Below are 16,734 nucleotides of genomic sequence, written 5' to 3' on the forward strand. Positions count from 1 at the left end.
AGCATCAAGCCAACGCAGATGGCATCAGGCCTGCGTGCCGCCCCCTAACGGCTGCACGCAGGCCCGGCCACGCTGTATCAATACTTGCGGTTGGGGAATTCCTTGGCCGCGACCTCGGCCGGGAAGACGCTTTCCTCGGTGGTGATGCGCTTGGGCACTTCCTTGCCAGCCTTGACGTCCTTGGCGATCTGCATCAGTTGCGGGCCCAGCAGCGGGCTGCATTCGACGGTGACGTTGAGCTTGCCGGCCATCATCGCTTCGAAGGCACCCTTGACGCCGTCGATGGAGATGATGGTGATGTCCTTGCCCGGCTTCAGGCCGGCTTCCTCGATGGCCTGGATGGCGCCGATGGCCATGTCATCGTTGTGGGCATAGAGCACATTGATCTTCTTGCCCTCGGCCTTGAGGAAGGCTTCCATCACTTCCTTGCCCTTGGCGCGGGTGAAGTCGCCGGTCTGCGAGCGGATGATCTTGAAGCGCGGGTCGGTCTTGATGATTTCCTCGAAGCCGGCCTTGCGGTCGATGGCCGGGGCCGAGCCCACGGTGCCTTGCAGTTCGACGATGTTGACGTCACCGGCCGGCATCGACTTGGCCTTGTCCAGCAGCCAGCGACCGGCGCGGCGACCTTCCTCGACGAAGTCCGAACCGATGAAGGTCACATAGAGCGACTTGTCGGTGACATTGACAGCGCGGTCAGTGAGGATGACCGGGATCTTGGCGGCCTTGGCTTCGCGCAGCACGGTTTCCCAGCCCGATTCCACCACCGGCGAGAAGGCGATGACGTCGACCTTTTGCGCGATGAAGGAGCGGATCGCCTTGACCTGGTTTTCCTGCTTCTGCTGGGCGTCGGCGAACTTGAGGTTCACGCCGGCCTGCTTGGCGGCATCCTTGATCGAGACGGTATTGGCGGTGCGCCATTCGCTTTCGGCACCCACCTGCGAGAAGCCCAGCGTGAGCGGCTTGTCGGCCGCGAAAGCGGACAGGCCAATGGCGCTGCTGCCCAGGCCCATGCAAATGGCTGCGCCCAGAAGCGCTCTTCTTTTCGTGTTCATTGTCAGTCTCCGTTGGCTGGGAAGTGTGGACTTCCCTTTGTTTTATGCGTGAGATGCGCTGCGCCGGGGGGATGCGTTTGACTTGTAGGAATAGTGATGACGGCGCGGTGCGGCTGGAACCGTGGACAACCCTGATCGTCCCTGATTCGCGCTCAATATTAGGCAAGCGACCAATCCGTATCCAATGAATTTTTAATGTTTTTCGATACCGTTTCACGCATCGATGGGCACCCGCACCAGCACGCCATGTCGCCACAACTGGCCGGTGCCGGATTGGCGGGATGCCTGCGGGGCTTGCGCAATTTTGATATCGTTTGCGTTCTTTTTTTCATTATTCCCTATTGGGGGGCGGTGTTAGGATCGGCCTGATTTTTTTGAAGCGCATTGCGTAGAGACCTGGCGCGAACCCTCATGAACAGCTGCCATCCTGCACCAATCGCCTTCGAGATCCCGGCAACGGGACGCTGCAATCCACCGATGACGCGCGCCGCACCCCATAACAAGATACGAGACACCATGCCTTCCCGAGCAACCGATGCCAACCGCTCAGGCGCCCAGGGGCTGCCGGCGATCCATACCTTGCAATCCGGGCGCCAGCGCCTGCACGTACTGCCCGCACTGGGCGGCGCACTGGCCGGATGGGAGTGGCAGCGCGAACAGCAATGGCTGCCGCTGCTGCGACCCTGGAGCGCCGATCCGGCCGCCCTCTATGCGACCTCGTGCTTCCCGCTGCTGCCCTGGTCCAATCGCATCACCGGTGGCGGCTTCGAGGTCGATGGCCGGCACTACCCGCTGCAGCCCAACCGCGCCGGCGAGCCCTATCCCATCCACGGCGACAGCTGGCGCCAGGCCTGGCGCATCTCGGCCCAGGCCGAGGACCGCATGACGCTGGAGCTGGATTCGGACCGCTGCGACGGCAACCCTTATATCTACCGTGCCCGCCAGTTGCTGACGCTACGCGAGAACGCGCTGGAGATCGAGTTGCGCGTCACCAATGCCGGCGAGGAGACCCTGCCCTTCGGCCTGGGCCTGCATCCCTACTTCCTGCGTGACGCCCAGACGCGCCTGCAATTCCGCTCGCGCGGTGTGTGGCTCTCCGGCCCGGATCGCATCCCCACCGGCTTCACCCGCTCGCTGCCGGCCGGCTGGGACTACAACCGCCCCGCCGCCCTGCAAGGCGGCCTGGTCGACAACTGCTTCGAAGGCTGGGATGGCCTGGCCATGATCGAGGACCCGACCCGTGGCCTGCGCCTGCAGATGCACACCACCGACCGCAGCGGCTATGTATTGATGTTCCGCCCCGACGGCCTGCCGTATTTCTGCCTGGAACCGGTCACCCATCCGATCGACGCCTTCCACCTGCCCAACCGCCCCGGCCTGATCGACCTGGCCCCGGGCGAAGACATGGTGCTGCTGACCCGCTTCACGGTCTGCGAGATCGCCCAGGAACTGCCGCAGGCCACCACCCAACACACCAGCCTGGCGCGCTGACGCCGGCACCACCATGACGATGAACCTGGACCACAACCAAGACTGCGCCCTGATCGCCCTCGACTGGGGCACCTCCTCCCTGCGCTGCTACCGCTTCGATGCCAGCGGCCAGGTGGTGGAGCGGCGCGCCCATCCCTGGGGCATCATGAACCTGCCCGCCGTGGCCCACGGTGACGACCCGCAGGCGCCTTACCGCGCCGCACTCGAAGCCGCCTGCGGCGACTGGATGCAGGCCGCGCCGCAAGCACCGCTGATCGCCGCCGGCATGGTCGGCAGCAAGCAGGGCTGGCGCGAGGCCGCCTACCTGACCGTGCCACTGGCACCGGATCGCATCGCCCGCCAGCTCACCGAAGTCGATACCGGCCTGGGCCGGCCTTTGTGGATCGTGCCGGGCCTGCTGCAGGTCTCGACCCTGCCCAACGTGATGCGCGGCGAAGAGACCCAGGTGGTTGGCGCGCTCCAGAAGCGGCGCGATGAGGAACTCCTGATCGGCCTGCCCGGTACGCATTCGAAGTGGGTACGCGTGACCGGCGGTCGCATCCAGCATTTCGACACCTTCATGACCGGGGAAGTCTATGGCGCGCTGTGCTCTCATACCATCCTCGGCCGCACCATGCAAAAGCCCGACAGCGCCGACGATGCCGCCTTCGTGCGCGGGGCGCGCGTGGCACAGAGCGCGCAGGGCCAGGCTGGCGTGCTCTCCAACATCTTCAGCAGCCGCACCCTGGGCCTGACCGGCGAACTGCCGGCCACGGCACAACCGGACTACCTCTCGGGCCTCTTGATCGGCCACGAGATCGCCGCGCTCAAGGCCCTGCAGCCACTGCCGCAGCAAGCCATCATCCTCATCGGCGACCCCGGCCTGTGCCGCCGCTACCGCCTGGCACTGGAGCTCTACGGCCTGGGGCCGGTCAGCGAAGCCACTGACGCCACCGAAACCGGCCTGTGGACGCTGGCGCGCCACGCCGGACTGGTCGCCTGAGCCCACTACGACAACGCACTACGGAAGAGAACATGTCCACCCACACCCAACGATTCAACGACGCCCTGCAGCAGACCGGCATGATCGCCATCCTGCGCGGCGTGCGCAACGACGAGGCCCAGGCCATCGGCGCAGCGCTCTACGAAACCGGTTTTCGCATCATCGAGGTGCCGCTCAATTCGCCCGAACCGCTGGCCAGCATCGCCATCCTGCGCAAGAGCCTGCCGGCCGACTGCATCGTCGGCGCCGGCACCGTGCTCAAGACGGCCCAGGTGCAGCAGGTCAAGGAGGCCGGCGGCGAACTGATCGTCATGCCCCACAGCGATGGCGCCGTGATCCGCGCTGCCCGCGAGGCTGGCCTGTACAGCGCGCCGGGCGTGGCCACTGTCACCGAAGCCTTTGCAGCCCTGGAGAACGGTGCCGACGTCCTCAAGATGTTTCCCGCCGAACAGCTGGGCCCGCAGGTGGTCAAGGCCTGGCGCGCCGTGATCGCGCGCGACATCGCACTGCTGCCGGTGGGTGGCATCACCCCCGAAGGCATGGCGGTATTCCGCGCGGCCGGCGCCTCCGGCTTCGGCCTGGGTTCGGCGCTGTACACCCCCGGCCTCACCGCCGAGCAGGTGCGCCAGCGCGCACAAGCCTTCGTGGCGGCCTGGAAGGCACTGGGCTGACATTGCACACAAGACATACATCGTTTTTACAGATCGCCCTGCGGTCATTCATCAGCTGAACAGATAAAACGCATAACCGGATAGAACAATGAAAATCACCAAGATCTCCACCTTCATCGTGCCGCCGCGCTGGTGCTTCCTCAAGATCGAGACCGACGAAGGCATCGTCGGCTGGGGCGAGCCCATCGTCGAAGGTCGTGCCCATAGCGTGGCCGCGGCCGTCGACGAACTGGCCGACTATCTGGTCGGCAAGGACCCACGCAACATCGAAGACCACTGGACGGTGCTCTACCGTGGCGGCTTCTACCGGGGCGGCGCCATCCACATGAGCGCGCTGGCCGGGATCGACCAGGCCCTGTGGGATATCAAGGGCAAGGCCCTGGGCGTGCCGGTGCACCAGCTGCTGGGTGGCGCGGTGCGCAATTCCATCCGGGTGTATTCGTGGATCGGCGGCGACCGTCCCGCCGACACTGCCGCAGCCGCCAAGAACGCCGTGGCGCGCGGCTTCACGGCCGTCAAGATGAACGGCACCGAAGAACTGCAATTCATCGACAGCCACGACAAGATCGAGCTGACCCTGGCCAATGTGCAGGCCGTGCGCGAAGCCGTCGGCCCCAATGTGGGCATCGGTGTGGACTTCCACGGCCGCGTCCACAAGCCCATGGCCAAGGTGTTGATCAAGGAACTGGAACCGTACAAGCTGATGTTCATCGAGGAACCGGTGTTGTCGGAAAACTCCGAGGCCTTGAAGGAAATCGCCCACCTCACCTCGACCCCGATCGCCCTGGGCGAGCGCCTGTACTCGCGCTGGGACTTCAAGCGCATCCTCTCCGAAGGCTACGTGGACATCATCCAGCCCGACGTCTCGCACGCCGGCGGCATCACCGAGACCCGCAAGATCGCCATGATGGCCGAAGCCTACGACGTGGCGCTGGCGCTGCACTGCCCGCTGGGCCCGATCGCGCTGGCCTCCTGCCTGCAGGTCGATGCCGGCAGCTACAACGCCTTCATCCAGGAGCAGAGCCTGGGTATCCACTACAACGAAAGCAATGACCTGCTCGACTACATTCGCGACAAGAACGTGTTCGCCTATGAAGACGGCTACGTCAAGATCCCGCAAGACCCAGGCCTGGGCATCGAGATCAACGAAGAATATGTCCGTCAGCGTGCCGAAGTCGGCCACCGCTGGCGCAACCCGATCTGGCGCCACAAGGATGGCAGCTTTGCCGAGTGGTAAAGCGATAGGTCCCGCGCCAAACCCTCCTCCTCGGTAGTCCCTCGGCCCGGTCCGGCGCAAGCTGGCCGGGCTTTTTTACGCCTGTCCGGTCAGCGATGCCACTGCGATTGATCTGCCAGGCAGATGGATGCGATCTGAATATTCCATTTAACTAATGAATCAAAAACTGGCAAAGTCTCACATTTGAATTTCCAGGCAGCACATCCATGAGTCCAGGCATGCAAGACGCCTCCTCCCTCCCCGGTCATGCGCGCATGCGCAATGCCACCCGCGCCACCATGGCGCAGTTCTTCGTCAATGGCGCCACCTTCGCTACCTGGGGGGTGCTGATCCCCTCGGTGAAGGAGCGCTTTGCGCTGTCCGATGCCGTGCTCTCGCTGGCCATGCTGGCCGTGGCCGCCGGCGCGCTGCTGACCATGGGCCAGTCCGGCAAGTGGATCGCCCGCGTGGGCAGCGCCACCGCGCTGCGCCAGGTCGGCATCCTCTATGCGGCCACCCTGCTGCTGATCCCGCTGGCCCCACAGTTCTGGATGCTGGTGGCACTGCTGCTGGTGTTCGGCAGCGCCATGGCGGCCTTCGACGTGGCCATGTCGGTCCAGGCGGCCCTGGTGGAAGGGCAACGTACACGCCCCATCATGTCCACCCTGCATGCCATGTTCAGCATTGGCGGCATCGCCGGTTCTGCCCTGGGTGCCGTGCCTGGCCTGTCGCCGCTGGCGCATGCGGCACTGGTGGGCGCGGCTACGCTGGCCGTGGCGCTCTCCATCGGCCCCTTCGCCCTGCCCGACGAGACTGCCGACGCCGCTGCCGCCCACGGAGGCGACCGCAGCGCACGGCGCATGGTGCTGGTACTCGGTGGCATCGCCTTCCTGGCGCTGATGTGCGAAGGCGGGATGTATGACTGGGCGGCCGTCTACATGCGCGACGTGGCGCAGTCGCCTGCGGCCTGGGTCAGCTACAGCTATGCCGCCTTCTCGACCGGCATGGCGCTGGGTCGCCTGAGCGGCGACCGCATCCGTGCCCGTATCGGTGGCTTGCGTACCCTGGCCTGGAGCGGCGCAGCCGGCGCGGCTGGCATCGCCCTGGCGGCGGCCTGGCCGGATCCGCTGCTCACCATGGCCGGCCTGTTGCTGGGTGGACTGGGGATTGCCAACCTGATGCCGATCTTCTTCCTGGCGGCGGCCCGGGTACCGGGCATGGCCGCCGCCGAGAGCATCGCCGCCGTCGCGCGCTTTGCCTATGTGGGGATGTTGCTGGGGCCGGTGATCATCGGCGGCGTGGCCGAACACCTGGGCCTGCAAGCCGGCTTCGCGGGCGTGGCCCTGGTGATGCTGGGCGTGGCCCTGTTCGGCGGGAAGGCGGTAGGCCGCTTTATCTGAGGACCGTCACCGGCTCACGCCTGCGGCGGCGCGGCCATGATGGCCCGCAACTGCTGCTCGAAGACCTCCGGCGGCTGGCCGCCTTCGATCAGGTAGCGGTCATTGACGATCACCGCCGGCACGCTGCGGATGCCGCGTTGCGCCCACAGCTGCTCTTCTTCCCGTACCTGGCTGGCAAAGCGCTCCGAATCCAGCACGGCGCGGGCCTCCTGGCCATCCAGCCCCACCGATTGCACCAGCCAGACCAGCACGTCGGCATCGCCGATGTCGCGGCCGTCGGTAAAGTAGGCGCGCAGCAAGGCCTGCTTGAGCGCCAGTTGCGCGCCCTGCTCCACGGCCCAGGCCAGCAGCCTGTGGGCGTCGAAGGTGTTGTAGACGCGGCTGTCATCGTCGCGGTTCATCACGAATCCGACCCCGGCGGCACGTTCGCGGATCTGCTCGCGGTTGGCGCGGGCCTGGTCCGCGCTGATGCCGTACTTGGCGGTGATGATGTCCAGGTGCCGCTGGCCGCCCGCCGGCATGTCGGGATTGAGTTCAAAGGGATGGAAGGTGATCTGTGCGGAGGTCGCCTCGCCGATGCGCTGCAAGGCGGCTTCCAGGCCGCCCAGGCCGATCGCGCACCAGGGGCAGACGACATCGGAGACGATGTCGATCTTGAGGGTTTTCTCATGTGTCTGGGTCATCTTCAACGGCTCCTCTGGGCTGATGCCCGGTGCTCGCGCCGGGAGCGGCACGAGCTGGGCAAGTGGAGCGATTATAGAACTGGATAGGACTGGACATGCAGGCACTGCCCGCCCCCCATCACGGCCGCTTGTTGGCCCGCTGCAGGCTGGCACTGCGCAGAAACTCGAAATCTACCCCCTGGTCGGCCTGGGTCACATTCTCCAGGAACAGCTTGCGATAGCCGCGCTCGGCGCTGGGCCGCACGATCGGCTGTGCCTGCGCGCGCCGCGCCAGTTCTTCGTCCGATACCAGCACCGTGATCTCGCGCCCGCTCACGCTCAGGCGCACCCGGTCGCCCGACTGGATGTAGGCCAGCGGACCACCGATGGCTGACTCCGGCGTCACGTGCAAGACGATGGTGCCAAAGGCGGTACCGCTCATGCGGCCATCCGAGATGCGCACCATGTCCTTCACCCCGGCGCGGGCCAGCTTGCGCGGGATCGGGATGTAGCCCGCCTCGGGCATACCGGGCGCGCCCAGCGGACCGATGTTCTTCAACACCAGCACATCGTCGGCGGTGACATCGAGTGCCTCATCGTCGATGCGCGTGACCAGGTCCTCGATCCCCTCGAAGACTACGGCGCGGCCCTCGTGCTCCATCAGCCTGGGGTCGGCGGCGGATTGCTTGATGATGGCTCCACCCGGTGCCAGGTTGCCCTGCAGCACCGCGATGCCGCCCTGTGGATAGATCGGATTGGCGACCGTCCTGACCACGTCCTGCGCGAATCCGGGGCCGGCGGCCTCGATCTCCTGGCCCAGCGTGCGGCCGGTGACGGTGAGCGCATCGAGCTTCAGGAGCGGCTTGAGTTCGCGCAACAGGGTGGCCATGCCACCGGCGGCGTGGAAATCTTCCATGTAGTGCTGGCCGGAGGGCTTGAGATCGAGCAGCACCGGGGTTTCGCGCCCCATCTGGTCGAGCCGGGCCAGGTCGATGGTCATGCCCAGGCGGCCGGCGATCGCGGCCAGGTGGACGATGGCATTGGTGGAGCCACCGATGGCCAGCAGCACGCGCATGGCGTTATGGAAGGCATCCTCGGTCAACACCTTGTCGATGGTGAGGCCATCGGCGGCCATCTGCACCGCGCGCTGGCCGGTCTGTTCGGCAATGCGGATGCGGTCGGCGGTCACTGCCGGCGGTGAGGCGCCGCCCGGCACCGTCATCCCCAGCGCTTCGGACAGGCAGGCCATGGTGCTGGCCGTCCCCATCACCGAGCAGGTCCCCACGCTGGCGACCAGCTGGTTGTTGACGTCGGCCACTTCCTCTTCATCGATCTCGCTGGCGCGGTACTTGGCCCAGTAGCGCCGGCAATCGGTGCAGGCCCCCACGCGCTCGGAACGATGCGAGCCGGTCAGCATGGAACCGGTGATCAACTGGATCGCCGGCAGGCCCGCCGAGGCCGCGCCCATCAGCTGGGCTGGCACGGTCTTGTCGCAGCCACCGATCAGGATCACCGCATCCATGGGCTGGGCGCGGATCATTTCCTCGGTATCCATGGACATCAGGTTGCGCAGGTACATGGAAGTCGGCGAAGAGAAACTCTCATGGATGGAGATCGTCGGGAAATCCATCGGCAAGCCGCCCGCCAGCATGACTCCACGCTTGACCGCCTCGATGAGCTGCGGCATGTTGCCGTGGCAGGGATTGTAGGCGCTGCCGGTATTGATGATGCCGATGACCGGGCGGTCCAGCGCCTGGTCGGTATAGCCGGCGCCCTTGATGAAGGCCTTGCGCAGGAACAGCGAAAAACCCTGGTCGCCGTAGGAGGTCAGGCCACGCTTCATGCCGGCCGGGGCTTTCTTGGAGGAGTTGGAATTGTCAGTCATGGCATCACGCTTCACAGGGTTGGGTTGGATTGCAAAGGACAAGGTATCTAGCGGTTGACCACGCGGGCCGGGATGAACAGCACGATCAGCAGGCTGGCCAGTACCAGCGAGGCGGCCACCAGGAACAGCCCGGCCGACAGGGCATTGGTATGGGCCTTGAGCCAGCCGATCACGGTCGGGCTGACGAAGCCGGCCAGGTTGCCAGCCGAGTTGATCAGCGCGATGCCGGCAGCGGCGGCGGTGCCACCCAGGAAGGCCGTGGGCAACGCCCAGAACATCGGCAGCGCACAGATGACGCCGGTGGCCGCCAGGGTCAGGCCGATCATCGAGGGCAGCAGTTGCCCCGGATAGAGCGCACACAGGCAGAAGCCCGCTGCCGCCACCAGGGCCGGGACGGCGATGTGCCAGCGTCGCTCGCGGTGCAGGTCGGCACTGCGGCCGACCCACTGCATGCAGACCAGCGCGCTGGCATAGGGAATGATGGTCAGCAGGCCGACCACAAAGGGACTCTGCACGCCGGCGTTGCGGATGATGGTCGGCTGCCAGAAGCCGATGGCGTAGGAGCCCATGATGATGCCGAAGAGGATCAGGCACAGCAGCCATACCCGCCCCGAGACGAATACCGACGCCAGCGTGCTGTGGGTGCGCGCCTGGCTGTCCTTGCCGATTTCATGGGCGATCACGCTCTTTTGCTCCTCGCTCAGCCACTTCGCATCGTCGACGCGGTCATCGAGATAGACATAGACGACCACCCCAAGGAGGATCGCCGGCAGCGCCTCCAGGATGAACAACCATTGCCAGCCGGCCAGGCCCAGCATGCCGGCGCAACTCTGCATGATCAGGCCCGAGAGCGGTCCGCCGAGGATGCCCGAGACCGGGTTGCCGGCCATCAGGATGGCTGTCATGCGTCCACGACGATGCGCCGGGAACCAATAGGTCAGGTACAGGATCATGCCGGGAAAGAAGCCCGCCTCGGCAATGCCCAGCAGGAAGCGTACCGCATAGAAGGCCGTCGGTGTGCTCACCCAGGCGGTGGCCATGGACAGCAGCGCCCAGGTCACCATGATGCGCGCAATCCAGCGGCGCGCGCCCACGCGATGCAGCAGCAGGTTGCTGGGGACTTCGAAGAGGAAGTAGCCGACGAAGAACAGGCCGGCGCCAAGGCCGTAGACGGCTTCGCTCAACTGCAGGTCATTGAGCATCTGCAACTTGGCGAAGCCGACATTGACGCGGTCCAGGTAGGCCACCACGTAGCAGATGAACAGCAGCGGCATGAAGCGCCAGGCGGCGCGCCGGAAGGTCAGGTCGGCGAGGTCGGCCTGGTGCTGCGCCCCCGCGATGGTGGAGTGGGTGGTCATGGGTGGTTTCGTCTCTTCCTTGGGTTCGTCTCGTTATGTCGATGCGGGAAGGAGACGATGAACGCCGGGAGGACAGGCATGCCGATGGCCACTCCGCGCTCACGCCGGCCATGGCCCGACATCAGGTGAGAGGAGTATTCCATCCGGGGCCGGCGCGAAAAAGCGCCTGCACCCGTTTTCAAATGATAAAAATATTTTGTTCCGCCGGGCCCGGCTTGTGCCACATCGGGCTAGCGCGCGGCGGGCCCGAGCTTGCGCAGCACGTCGGCGATCTCGCCGGCCAGTGCCTTGCTCAATGCAGCCGACGGCGCATGCCGCGCCGCGATCAGGCCGATCTTGCGCACCGGCGCTTCACCCGGCAGGGGAATGCAGGCCACCGGCAGGCTGGGCGACCACATCGATGACCAGTCGGGAATGAGGGAGACGCCGATGCCGGCGGCGACCAGTTCGACGATGGCCAGCAGGCCATCGATTTCCAGTCGCTGGCGCGGATGGATGCCATGGTCCCACAGGTAACGGTCGGCCAGCTGGCCGCCCGACACGGAGCGGCTGTAGCGGATGAAGGGCTCGTTCTGCAGCAGCTCATGGGCCTGGCGCTGCTTCATCTTGCGCGGGGCCACCACCACCAGCGGTTCGCTGCGCAGCAGGTGCCATTCGCAGGTCTTGGGGATGGCAAACTGTGGCTCCACCACGATGGCGGCATCCAGCTCGCCCGAGGCGACCTTGTGGCACAGATTGATGGAGCTGCCCGGCTCGGCGAAGATGGCCAGCTCGGGATAGCGGGAATAGATCCGCTGCAGCACCGGCGGCAGGATACAGGTCATGGCCGAGACGAACACGCCCAGCCGCAGCTCGCCGGTCTGGGCATCGACGTGCTGCGCCACTGCCTGCAGGTCGCGCACCGAGCGCAGTACGACGTGGGCGTTTTCCAGGATGCGCAGGCCCTCTGCGGTGGGCCGCACGAAGCGTCCCGAACGCCGCAGCAGCGGCACGCCCAGCAACTCTTCCAGCGAGCGGATGCGCGCGGCCACGGCTGCCGAGGTGAGATCCAGCTGGCGCGCCGCCTTGGCGATGGATCCGCATTCCAGCACGGCGACAAAACTCTGTACGTATCTGATATCCATGGTGCTCGCAGGGGTCGCAAGGGAACGGTGGGCCGGGCTGGCCGTGACCGGGGGCAAGTATTGCACTGGCTCGCCGAACGCGGAACCGGGAAAGGCGATCTTCAGATGATAAGGATTTTTGCTTCCGAACGGTGCCACCCGCTGGCCATCGTCACGACTGCCCGGCTCACCTGACGGTCTGTGCCGCCGTCCACAGGTCGCTGCCCTGGGTCTGCGCGCGCCAGCGTTCGAACCCGGCCCGCCAGGCTTCGAGCTGTCCCGGCAGGGGACGACGCGGATCGCCGCTGAGGGAATAGGCCATCCCTTCGACCAGCCATGAGGGCCGGGTCAACATGGCCAGGTTGCCCCATTGCTCGGCCTGGCGATGATGGATCATCTCATGGGCGACATAAAAATCGACCCAGCCGCGCGGCGCCACCGCCAGTCCGAGCGAGCCCACCGCCATCGCCGCGCGCTGGCCCAGGCCGAAAGTATCGGCGCAGGCGCGGGTGCTGCAGAACACCAGGCGCGGCGCCTGCCGGAACGGGCCGACCGCGCCGCTGGCCATCTGCCCGGCGCGCTGGTAGAGGGCCTCGGCCTGCTGGCTGCGCGCCGGATCATCCAGGCAGAGATGCTCGGAGACGCAAGTGATCTGCGGCATCAGCGCCGGCACCGCTACGCGCAAGGGCTTGACGATGGCCAATGCCGCCACCGGCGCGGCGATGACGAAGGCGCCGCACAGCGCGATCAGGTTCCGGGTGGACAGGTTCATGATGGAAGATGACTCCGGGAGGATGAGGGGATCGTGTCTGCTGCCGGCGCGGAAGGGGTCAGGCCCGCCCCTCTTCGCGTGCCTGCTCCATCAGCAATTCAAGGAAGGCCGCCGGTGCCGCATCGAGCACGGCCGTGCCATTGCGGCTGGCGGCCTTGTGCGTGACCACCAGCTCCCAGCACAATTCCACGCCGCGCAGGTTGACGCTGACCAGCTTGCCGCGCCGGCCACGCACCACGTCGCGCGGCAGCAGCGCCACGCCCAGGCCATGGGCCACCAGGTCCAGCAGGGTGACCAGGTCGCTGACCTCGAAGGCCAGGCGACGGCGCAGGCCGGCTTCGGCGAAGCCGCGATCGACCAGCACGCGCGTACCCAGGCCTTCTTCGAAATCGACGAAGTCCTCGCCGGCCAGTTGTTCCAGCGTCACCGACCTGGACTTGGCCAGGCGGTGCGTGGCATGACAGGCCAGCACCAGGTCCTCGCAGGCGATGATCTCGCTGTGCAGGCCCTCGCCACTTTCTTCGACGGGCAGGATGGCCATGTCCAGCTGGCGCGAGGCAACCTTCTCGTTGAGCTCGCCGGCGGCCCCCTGGCACAGCCTCACCTCCACGGCCGGATGGCGCCGGTGGAAGCGCGCCAGCACCGCAGGCAGGTCGACGAAGGAGGGCAGGCTCTGCACCGTACCGATGGAGAGGCGGCCACGGCGCATGGCGCTGACATCGGCGACATCGGTAGCGCCCTGCTCCAGCGCCCCCAGGGCGCGCCGGGCGCTCTCCAGGAAGGCGTCGCCGGCGGCGGTCAGCTCGACCCGGCGCGTGGTGCGCACGAACAGCGGCGCGGCCAGTTCTTCCTCCAGCAGGCGGATCGAGGACGACAGCGCCGATTGCACGATGTGGCAGCGCGAGGCCGCGCGGGTAAAGCTCTTTTCCTCGGCCAGGGCGACGAATTGGCGCAGCTGTCTCAGTTCCATGTCAGTTCCATGACGCGATTGATTTATCTGTGTAATTGATGGATCGGCGTTGAATCATCGATTCTACATAGAAGTGCAAACAGGGCAAGCAGAGAAGGAAAAAGGCTGCGGCAGGCAATCGCCGGGCCGGATAAAATAGGCGACCGAACGACCGCCGCACACTCTGCGGCAAACCGAGATCAGACCAGCATGAGAAAAGTTAAGCTGCGCAACGCCGCAGAAATCGCCCAGGCGCGCAGCGCCGGACAACTCGCGGCCGAAGTGCTGCACATCATCACCGAGCACGTCAAGGCCGGCGTGAGCACCGACGAGCTGGACCGCATCTGCCACGACCATATCGTCCAGGTGCAGAAGGCCAAGCCGGCCAATATCGGCTACCACGGCTTTCCCAAGACCATCTGCAGCTCCGTCAACGAGGTGATCTGCCACGGCATCCCCGGTGGCCAGGTGCTCAAGGATGGCGACATCATCAATATCGACGTGGCCGTCATCAAGGATGGCTGGTATGGCGATTGCAGCCGCATGTACTACGTCGGCCAGCCCGCTGCTGCCGCGCGCAAGCTGGTCGAGACCACCTATGAAGCCATGTGTGCGGGCATCCTGGCGGTGCGTCCCGGCGCCACCCTGGGCGATGTCGGCCACGCCATCCAGACGGTGGCGCAGCGCGACGGTTTCTCGGTGGTGCGTGAATACTGCGGCCACGGCATCGGCACCACCTATCACGACGAACCCCAGGTGTTGCACTACGGCCAGCGTGGCGCCGGTCTGCCGCTGAAGGAAGGCATGATCTTCACCATCGAGCCCATGCTCAATGCCGGCAAGCGCCACACCCGCCAGCTCGACGACGGCTGGACCGTGATCACCGCCGACGGCTCGCTGTCGGCGCAGTGGGAACACATGGTGGTGGTGACCGCGCGCGGCTACGAAATCCTCACGCCCTGGCCCGAGGGCTTCGGCCACTATCCGGCCATCGCCACGCGCGGCTGATCCCTCCGGTCGCCGCACTCAGCCGGCGACCACCTCCAGCGGAAAGTCCGAGAACTGGTCCAGCAGGGCTTGCTCGGGCGTGCCGCCCACCACGATGCCGGAAAACACGTCCAGCGTGCTGTAGAAGGCCGGACGGAAACGGCCCAGCTTGCTCTGGTCGATCACCACATAGCACTGGGCCGCGCTGTCGATGGCGGCCTGCTTGATGGCCACCTCATGGAAGTTGGAACAGCTCACGCCGCGCTTGGGATCGACCCCGCCTGCAGACAGGAAGGCCTTGTTCACGCCCAGCCGGCGCAGATAGGCCACGCCCTCCTCTGACGCAAACGAGGCCGAGGATGGGTGATACAGCCCGCCCAGCAGGATCACCTGTGTATTGGGGCGCTGACTGACGATGTTGGCAATGTTGAGCGAGTAACAAATCACGCTCAGGGCGATATGGGCCGGCAGTGCCTCGGCCAGGTGCGTCATGGTGGTGCCGCAATCGATGAAGACGCTGTCGCCCTCCTCCACCCGGCGCGCCGCATGCTGGCAGGCCAGGCGCTTGCGCTGGGCATGCTGGTCGACTTCGCGGTCGATGGAGTAGCGCGACTCCGACGGACTGGCCTCCAGCACATGTCCCCCCAGGCAGATCAGCGGCGAATCCTCGCCCGCCAGGTCGCGCCGCACGGTCATCACGGTCACGCCCAGCACCTCGGCGATCCGCGCCAGCGGCGTGGGGCCTTGCTCGCGGATCATCTCGTGCATGCGCGCAAGCCGCTGCGCACGCGCACGCGCGCCCAGCGTGGGGGGCGTCGAGGTGGCCGACGCACTCGGGGGATTGGAAGACATGAATGGTTTTCCTGATTGGGAAAATGTTTTTATAAAAAAATGGTTGCAGACAAAAAGTTATGGATGTAACGTTACATCCATTAAATGTTATTTGCAAAACATTTAGCAGCACTGGCAAAAGGATTGTATCGGTGCTGCAGCGCGACGTCGATGCGGCCGGCAAGAAGACCTGCCCTTCCCCGTCGCCCATGGAAGAGACACTGCCCGTCCAGCCAGCCCGGACGGTAACTAACGATTAAAAGTTAAGCAGCCATGAACATGACCCGCAAGACCGCCCCCCTGCGCTCCGCCCAGGAGCAGGAGGAGGCCAATGTCGTTACGCCCGAACCGGCGCAGGCACCCACGCAACTGTCGCCCCGGATGCAGGCAGGCCATGTACGCAATGCCGTGCAGCCCTACGATGCCGCCGCCCTCGAACATCTGCGCGTGAACCTGAGCGCGGCCGAGAAACGTATCGCCACCCTCAAGGGCCGGCGCTCGGTGAAGAAGGATGCCCAGGCCGCCTGGCTGCTCAAGGCCATCACCTGCATCGACCTGACCACCCTGAGCGGCGACGATACTCCACAACGCGTGCGGCGCCTGTGTGCCAAGGCACGCCAGCCGGTGCGTACCGACCTGCTGGAGGCGCTGGGCATGGCCGATCGCGGCCTCACCACTGGCGCGGTGTGCGTCTATCACCGCTTCGTCGACACGGCCGTGCAGGCGCTGCAGGGCAGCGGCATCCCGGTGGCGGCGGTATCGACCGGCTTTCCGGCGGGCCTCAATCCGCATGCGCTCAAGCTCAGGGAAATCGAAGCTTCGGTGCGCGATGGCGCCGCCGAGATCGATATCGTCATCACCCGCGAGCATGTGCTGACCGGCAACTGGGAAGCCTTGTATGCCGAGATGCGCGATTTCCGCCAGGCCTGCGGCGATGCCCACGTCAAGGCCATCCTGGCCACCGGTGAACTCAAAACCCTGCGCAATGTGGCCAAGGCCTCGATGGTGTGCATGATGGCCGGCGCCGATTTCATCAAGACCTCGACCGGCAAGGAAAGCGTCAACGCCACCCCGCTGGTGTCGCTGGTGATGCTGAGGATGATCCGCCAGTATCAGGAGATGACGGGCCTGAAGGTGGGCTACAAGCCGGCCGGTGGCGTGGCCACGGCCAAGGACGTGCTCGAATACCAGGTGCTGATGAAAGAAGAGCTGGGCGATGCCTGGCTGCAGCCCGATCTGTTCCGCGTGGGCGCATCGAGCCTGCTGGCCGACATCGAACGCCAGCTCGAACATCACGTCACGGGCCGCTACTCGGCCTTCAACCGGCATGCGATGGCCTGATCGATCGCCTGACCGACTACCCCAGTACGGACCT

General features: G+C 65.7%; 16 protein-coding genes. 8 read left to right on the plus strand and 8 right to left on the minus strand.

The genetic code is table 11. From position 1 onward, the window contains the following. Window positions 1-77: 77 nt before the first annotated feature. Window positions 78-1,052 (minus strand): ABC transporter substrate-binding protein, encoded by a 975-nt coding sequence (locus ACIPHN_RS11005; RefSeq protein WP_400436046.1) that lies wholly within the window; start codon window positions 1,050-1,052, stop codon window positions 78-80. A 195-nt stretch (window positions 1,053-1,247) separates the two neighbouring features. On the opposite strand from ACIPHN_RS11005, the gene ACIPHN_RS11010 reads away from it, so the two are divergent. From ACIPHN_RS11010 to ACIPHN_RS11035, 6 genes are all read left to right on the plus strand, one after another. Then, on the plus strand, window positions 1,248-1,421 hold the full coding sequence (locus ACIPHN_RS11010) for a hypothetical protein (protein WP_400436048.1): 174 nt from the start codon (window positions 1,248-1,250) through the stop codon (window positions 1,419-1,421). A gap of 147 nt (window positions 1,422-1,568) precedes the next feature. After that, complete coding sequence (locus ACIPHN_RS11015) at window positions 1,569-2,543, plus strand: aldose 1-epimerase (protein ID WP_400436050.1); 975 nt, start codon at window positions 1,569-1,571, stop codon at window positions 2,541-2,543. A 19-nt stretch (window positions 2,544-2,562) separates the two neighbouring features. Next, on the plus strand, window positions 2,563-3,525 hold the full coding sequence (locus tag ACIPHN_RS11020; RefSeq protein WP_400436091.1) for a 2-dehydro-3-deoxygalactonokinase: 963 nt from the start codon (window positions 2,563-2,565) through the stop codon (window positions 3,523-3,525). A 32-nt stretch (window positions 3,526-3,557) separates the two neighbouring features. Continuing rightward, window positions 3,558-4,196, plus strand: a complete 639-nt coding sequence (locus tag ACIPHN_RS11025; RefSeq protein WP_400436051.1) for a 2-dehydro-3-deoxy-6-phosphogalactonate aldolase — start codon at window positions 3,558-3,560, stop codon at window positions 4,194-4,196. 88 nt (window positions 4,197-4,284) lie between these two features. Further along, on the plus strand, window positions 4,285-5,433 hold the full coding sequence (dgoD, locus tag ACIPHN_RS11030; RefSeq protein WP_400436053.1) for a galactonate dehydratase: 1,149 nt from the start codon (window positions 4,285-4,287) through the stop codon (window positions 5,431-5,433). Between the two features lie 218 nt (window positions 5,434-5,651). Further along, window positions 5,652-6,812 carry an MFS transporter gene (locus tag ACIPHN_RS11035; RefSeq protein WP_400436054.1) on the plus strand — a complete coding sequence of 387 codons (1,161 nt, stop codon included), beginning with the start codon at window positions 5,652-5,654 and terminating at the stop codon, window positions 6,810-6,812. Between the two features lie 14 nt (window positions 6,813-6,826). Here ACIPHN_RS11035 and ACIPHN_RS11040 read toward each other — a convergent pair whose 3' ends face one another. The 6 genes from ACIPHN_RS11040 to ACIPHN_RS11065 all read right to left on the minus strand — a co-directional run bounded on the left by ACIPHN_RS11040 (window position 6,827) and on the right by ACIPHN_RS11065 (window position 13,562). Then, complete coding sequence (locus tag ACIPHN_RS11040) at window positions 6,827-7,495, minus strand: DsbA family oxidoreductase (RefSeq protein ID WP_400436056.1); 669 nt, start codon at window positions 7,493-7,495, stop codon at window positions 6,827-6,829. Window positions 7,496-7,613: 118 nt separating this feature from the next. Continuing rightward, complete coding sequence (locus ACIPHN_RS11045) at window positions 7,614-9,359, minus strand: IlvD/Edd family dehydratase (RefSeq protein WP_400436058.1); 1,746 nt, start codon at window positions 9,357-9,359, stop codon at window positions 7,614-7,616. Window positions 9,360-9,406: 47 nt separating this feature from the next. Then, on the minus strand, window positions 9,407-10,717 hold the full coding sequence (locus tag ACIPHN_RS11050; RefSeq protein ID WP_400436060.1) for an MFS transporter: 1,311 nt from the start codon (window positions 10,715-10,717) through the stop codon (window positions 9,407-9,409). A gap of 230 nt (window positions 10,718-10,947) precedes the next feature. Beyond that, entirely contained in the window at window positions 10,948-11,841 is an 894-nt protein-coding gene (locus ACIPHN_RS11055; protein WP_400436061.1) for a LysR family transcriptional regulator, read from the minus strand. Between the two features lie 166 nt (window positions 11,842-12,007). Continuing rightward, a complete protein-coding gene (locus ACIPHN_RS11060) occupies window positions 12,008-12,592 on the minus strand; it encodes a hypothetical protein (protein ID WP_400436063.1) in 585 nt (194 codons plus the stop codon). Between the two features lie 58 nt (window positions 12,593-12,650). After that, window positions 12,651-13,562 (minus strand): LysR substrate-binding domain-containing protein, encoded by a 912-nt coding sequence (locus ACIPHN_RS11065; protein WP_400436065.1) that lies wholly within the window; start codon window positions 13,560-13,562, stop codon window positions 12,651-12,653. Between the two features lie 189 nt (window positions 13,563-13,751). On the opposite strand from ACIPHN_RS11065, the gene map reads away from it, so the two are divergent. Then, a complete protein-coding gene (map, locus tag ACIPHN_RS11070) occupies window positions 13,752-14,549 on the plus strand; it encodes a type I methionyl aminopeptidase (RefSeq protein WP_400436067.1) in 798 nt (265 codons plus the stop codon). Window positions 14,550-14,567: 18 nt separating this feature from the next. On the opposite strand, the gene ACIPHN_RS11075 is transcribed toward map, so the two are convergent. Next, a complete protein-coding gene (locus ACIPHN_RS11075; protein WP_400436068.1) occupies window positions 14,568-15,380 on the minus strand; it encodes a DeoR/GlpR family DNA-binding transcription regulator in 813 nt (270 codons plus the stop codon). A 360-nt stretch (window positions 15,381-15,740) separates the two neighbouring features. On the opposite strand from ACIPHN_RS11075, the gene deoC reads away from it, so the two are divergent. Further along, window positions 15,741-16,700 (plus strand): deoxyribose-phosphate aldolase, encoded by a 960-nt coding sequence (gene deoC / locus ACIPHN_RS11080; protein WP_400436092.1) that lies wholly within the window; start codon window positions 15,741-15,743, stop codon window positions 16,698-16,700. The last annotated feature ends 34 nt before the right edge of the window (window positions 16,701-16,734 follow it).

The sequence above is a fragment of the Herbaspirillum sp. NPDC087042 genome, from assembly GCF_044745245.1.
In the GTDB taxonomy this organism is placed as follows: Bacteria; Pseudomonadota; Gammaproteobacteria; order Burkholderiales; family Burkholderiaceae_D; genus Herbaspirillum.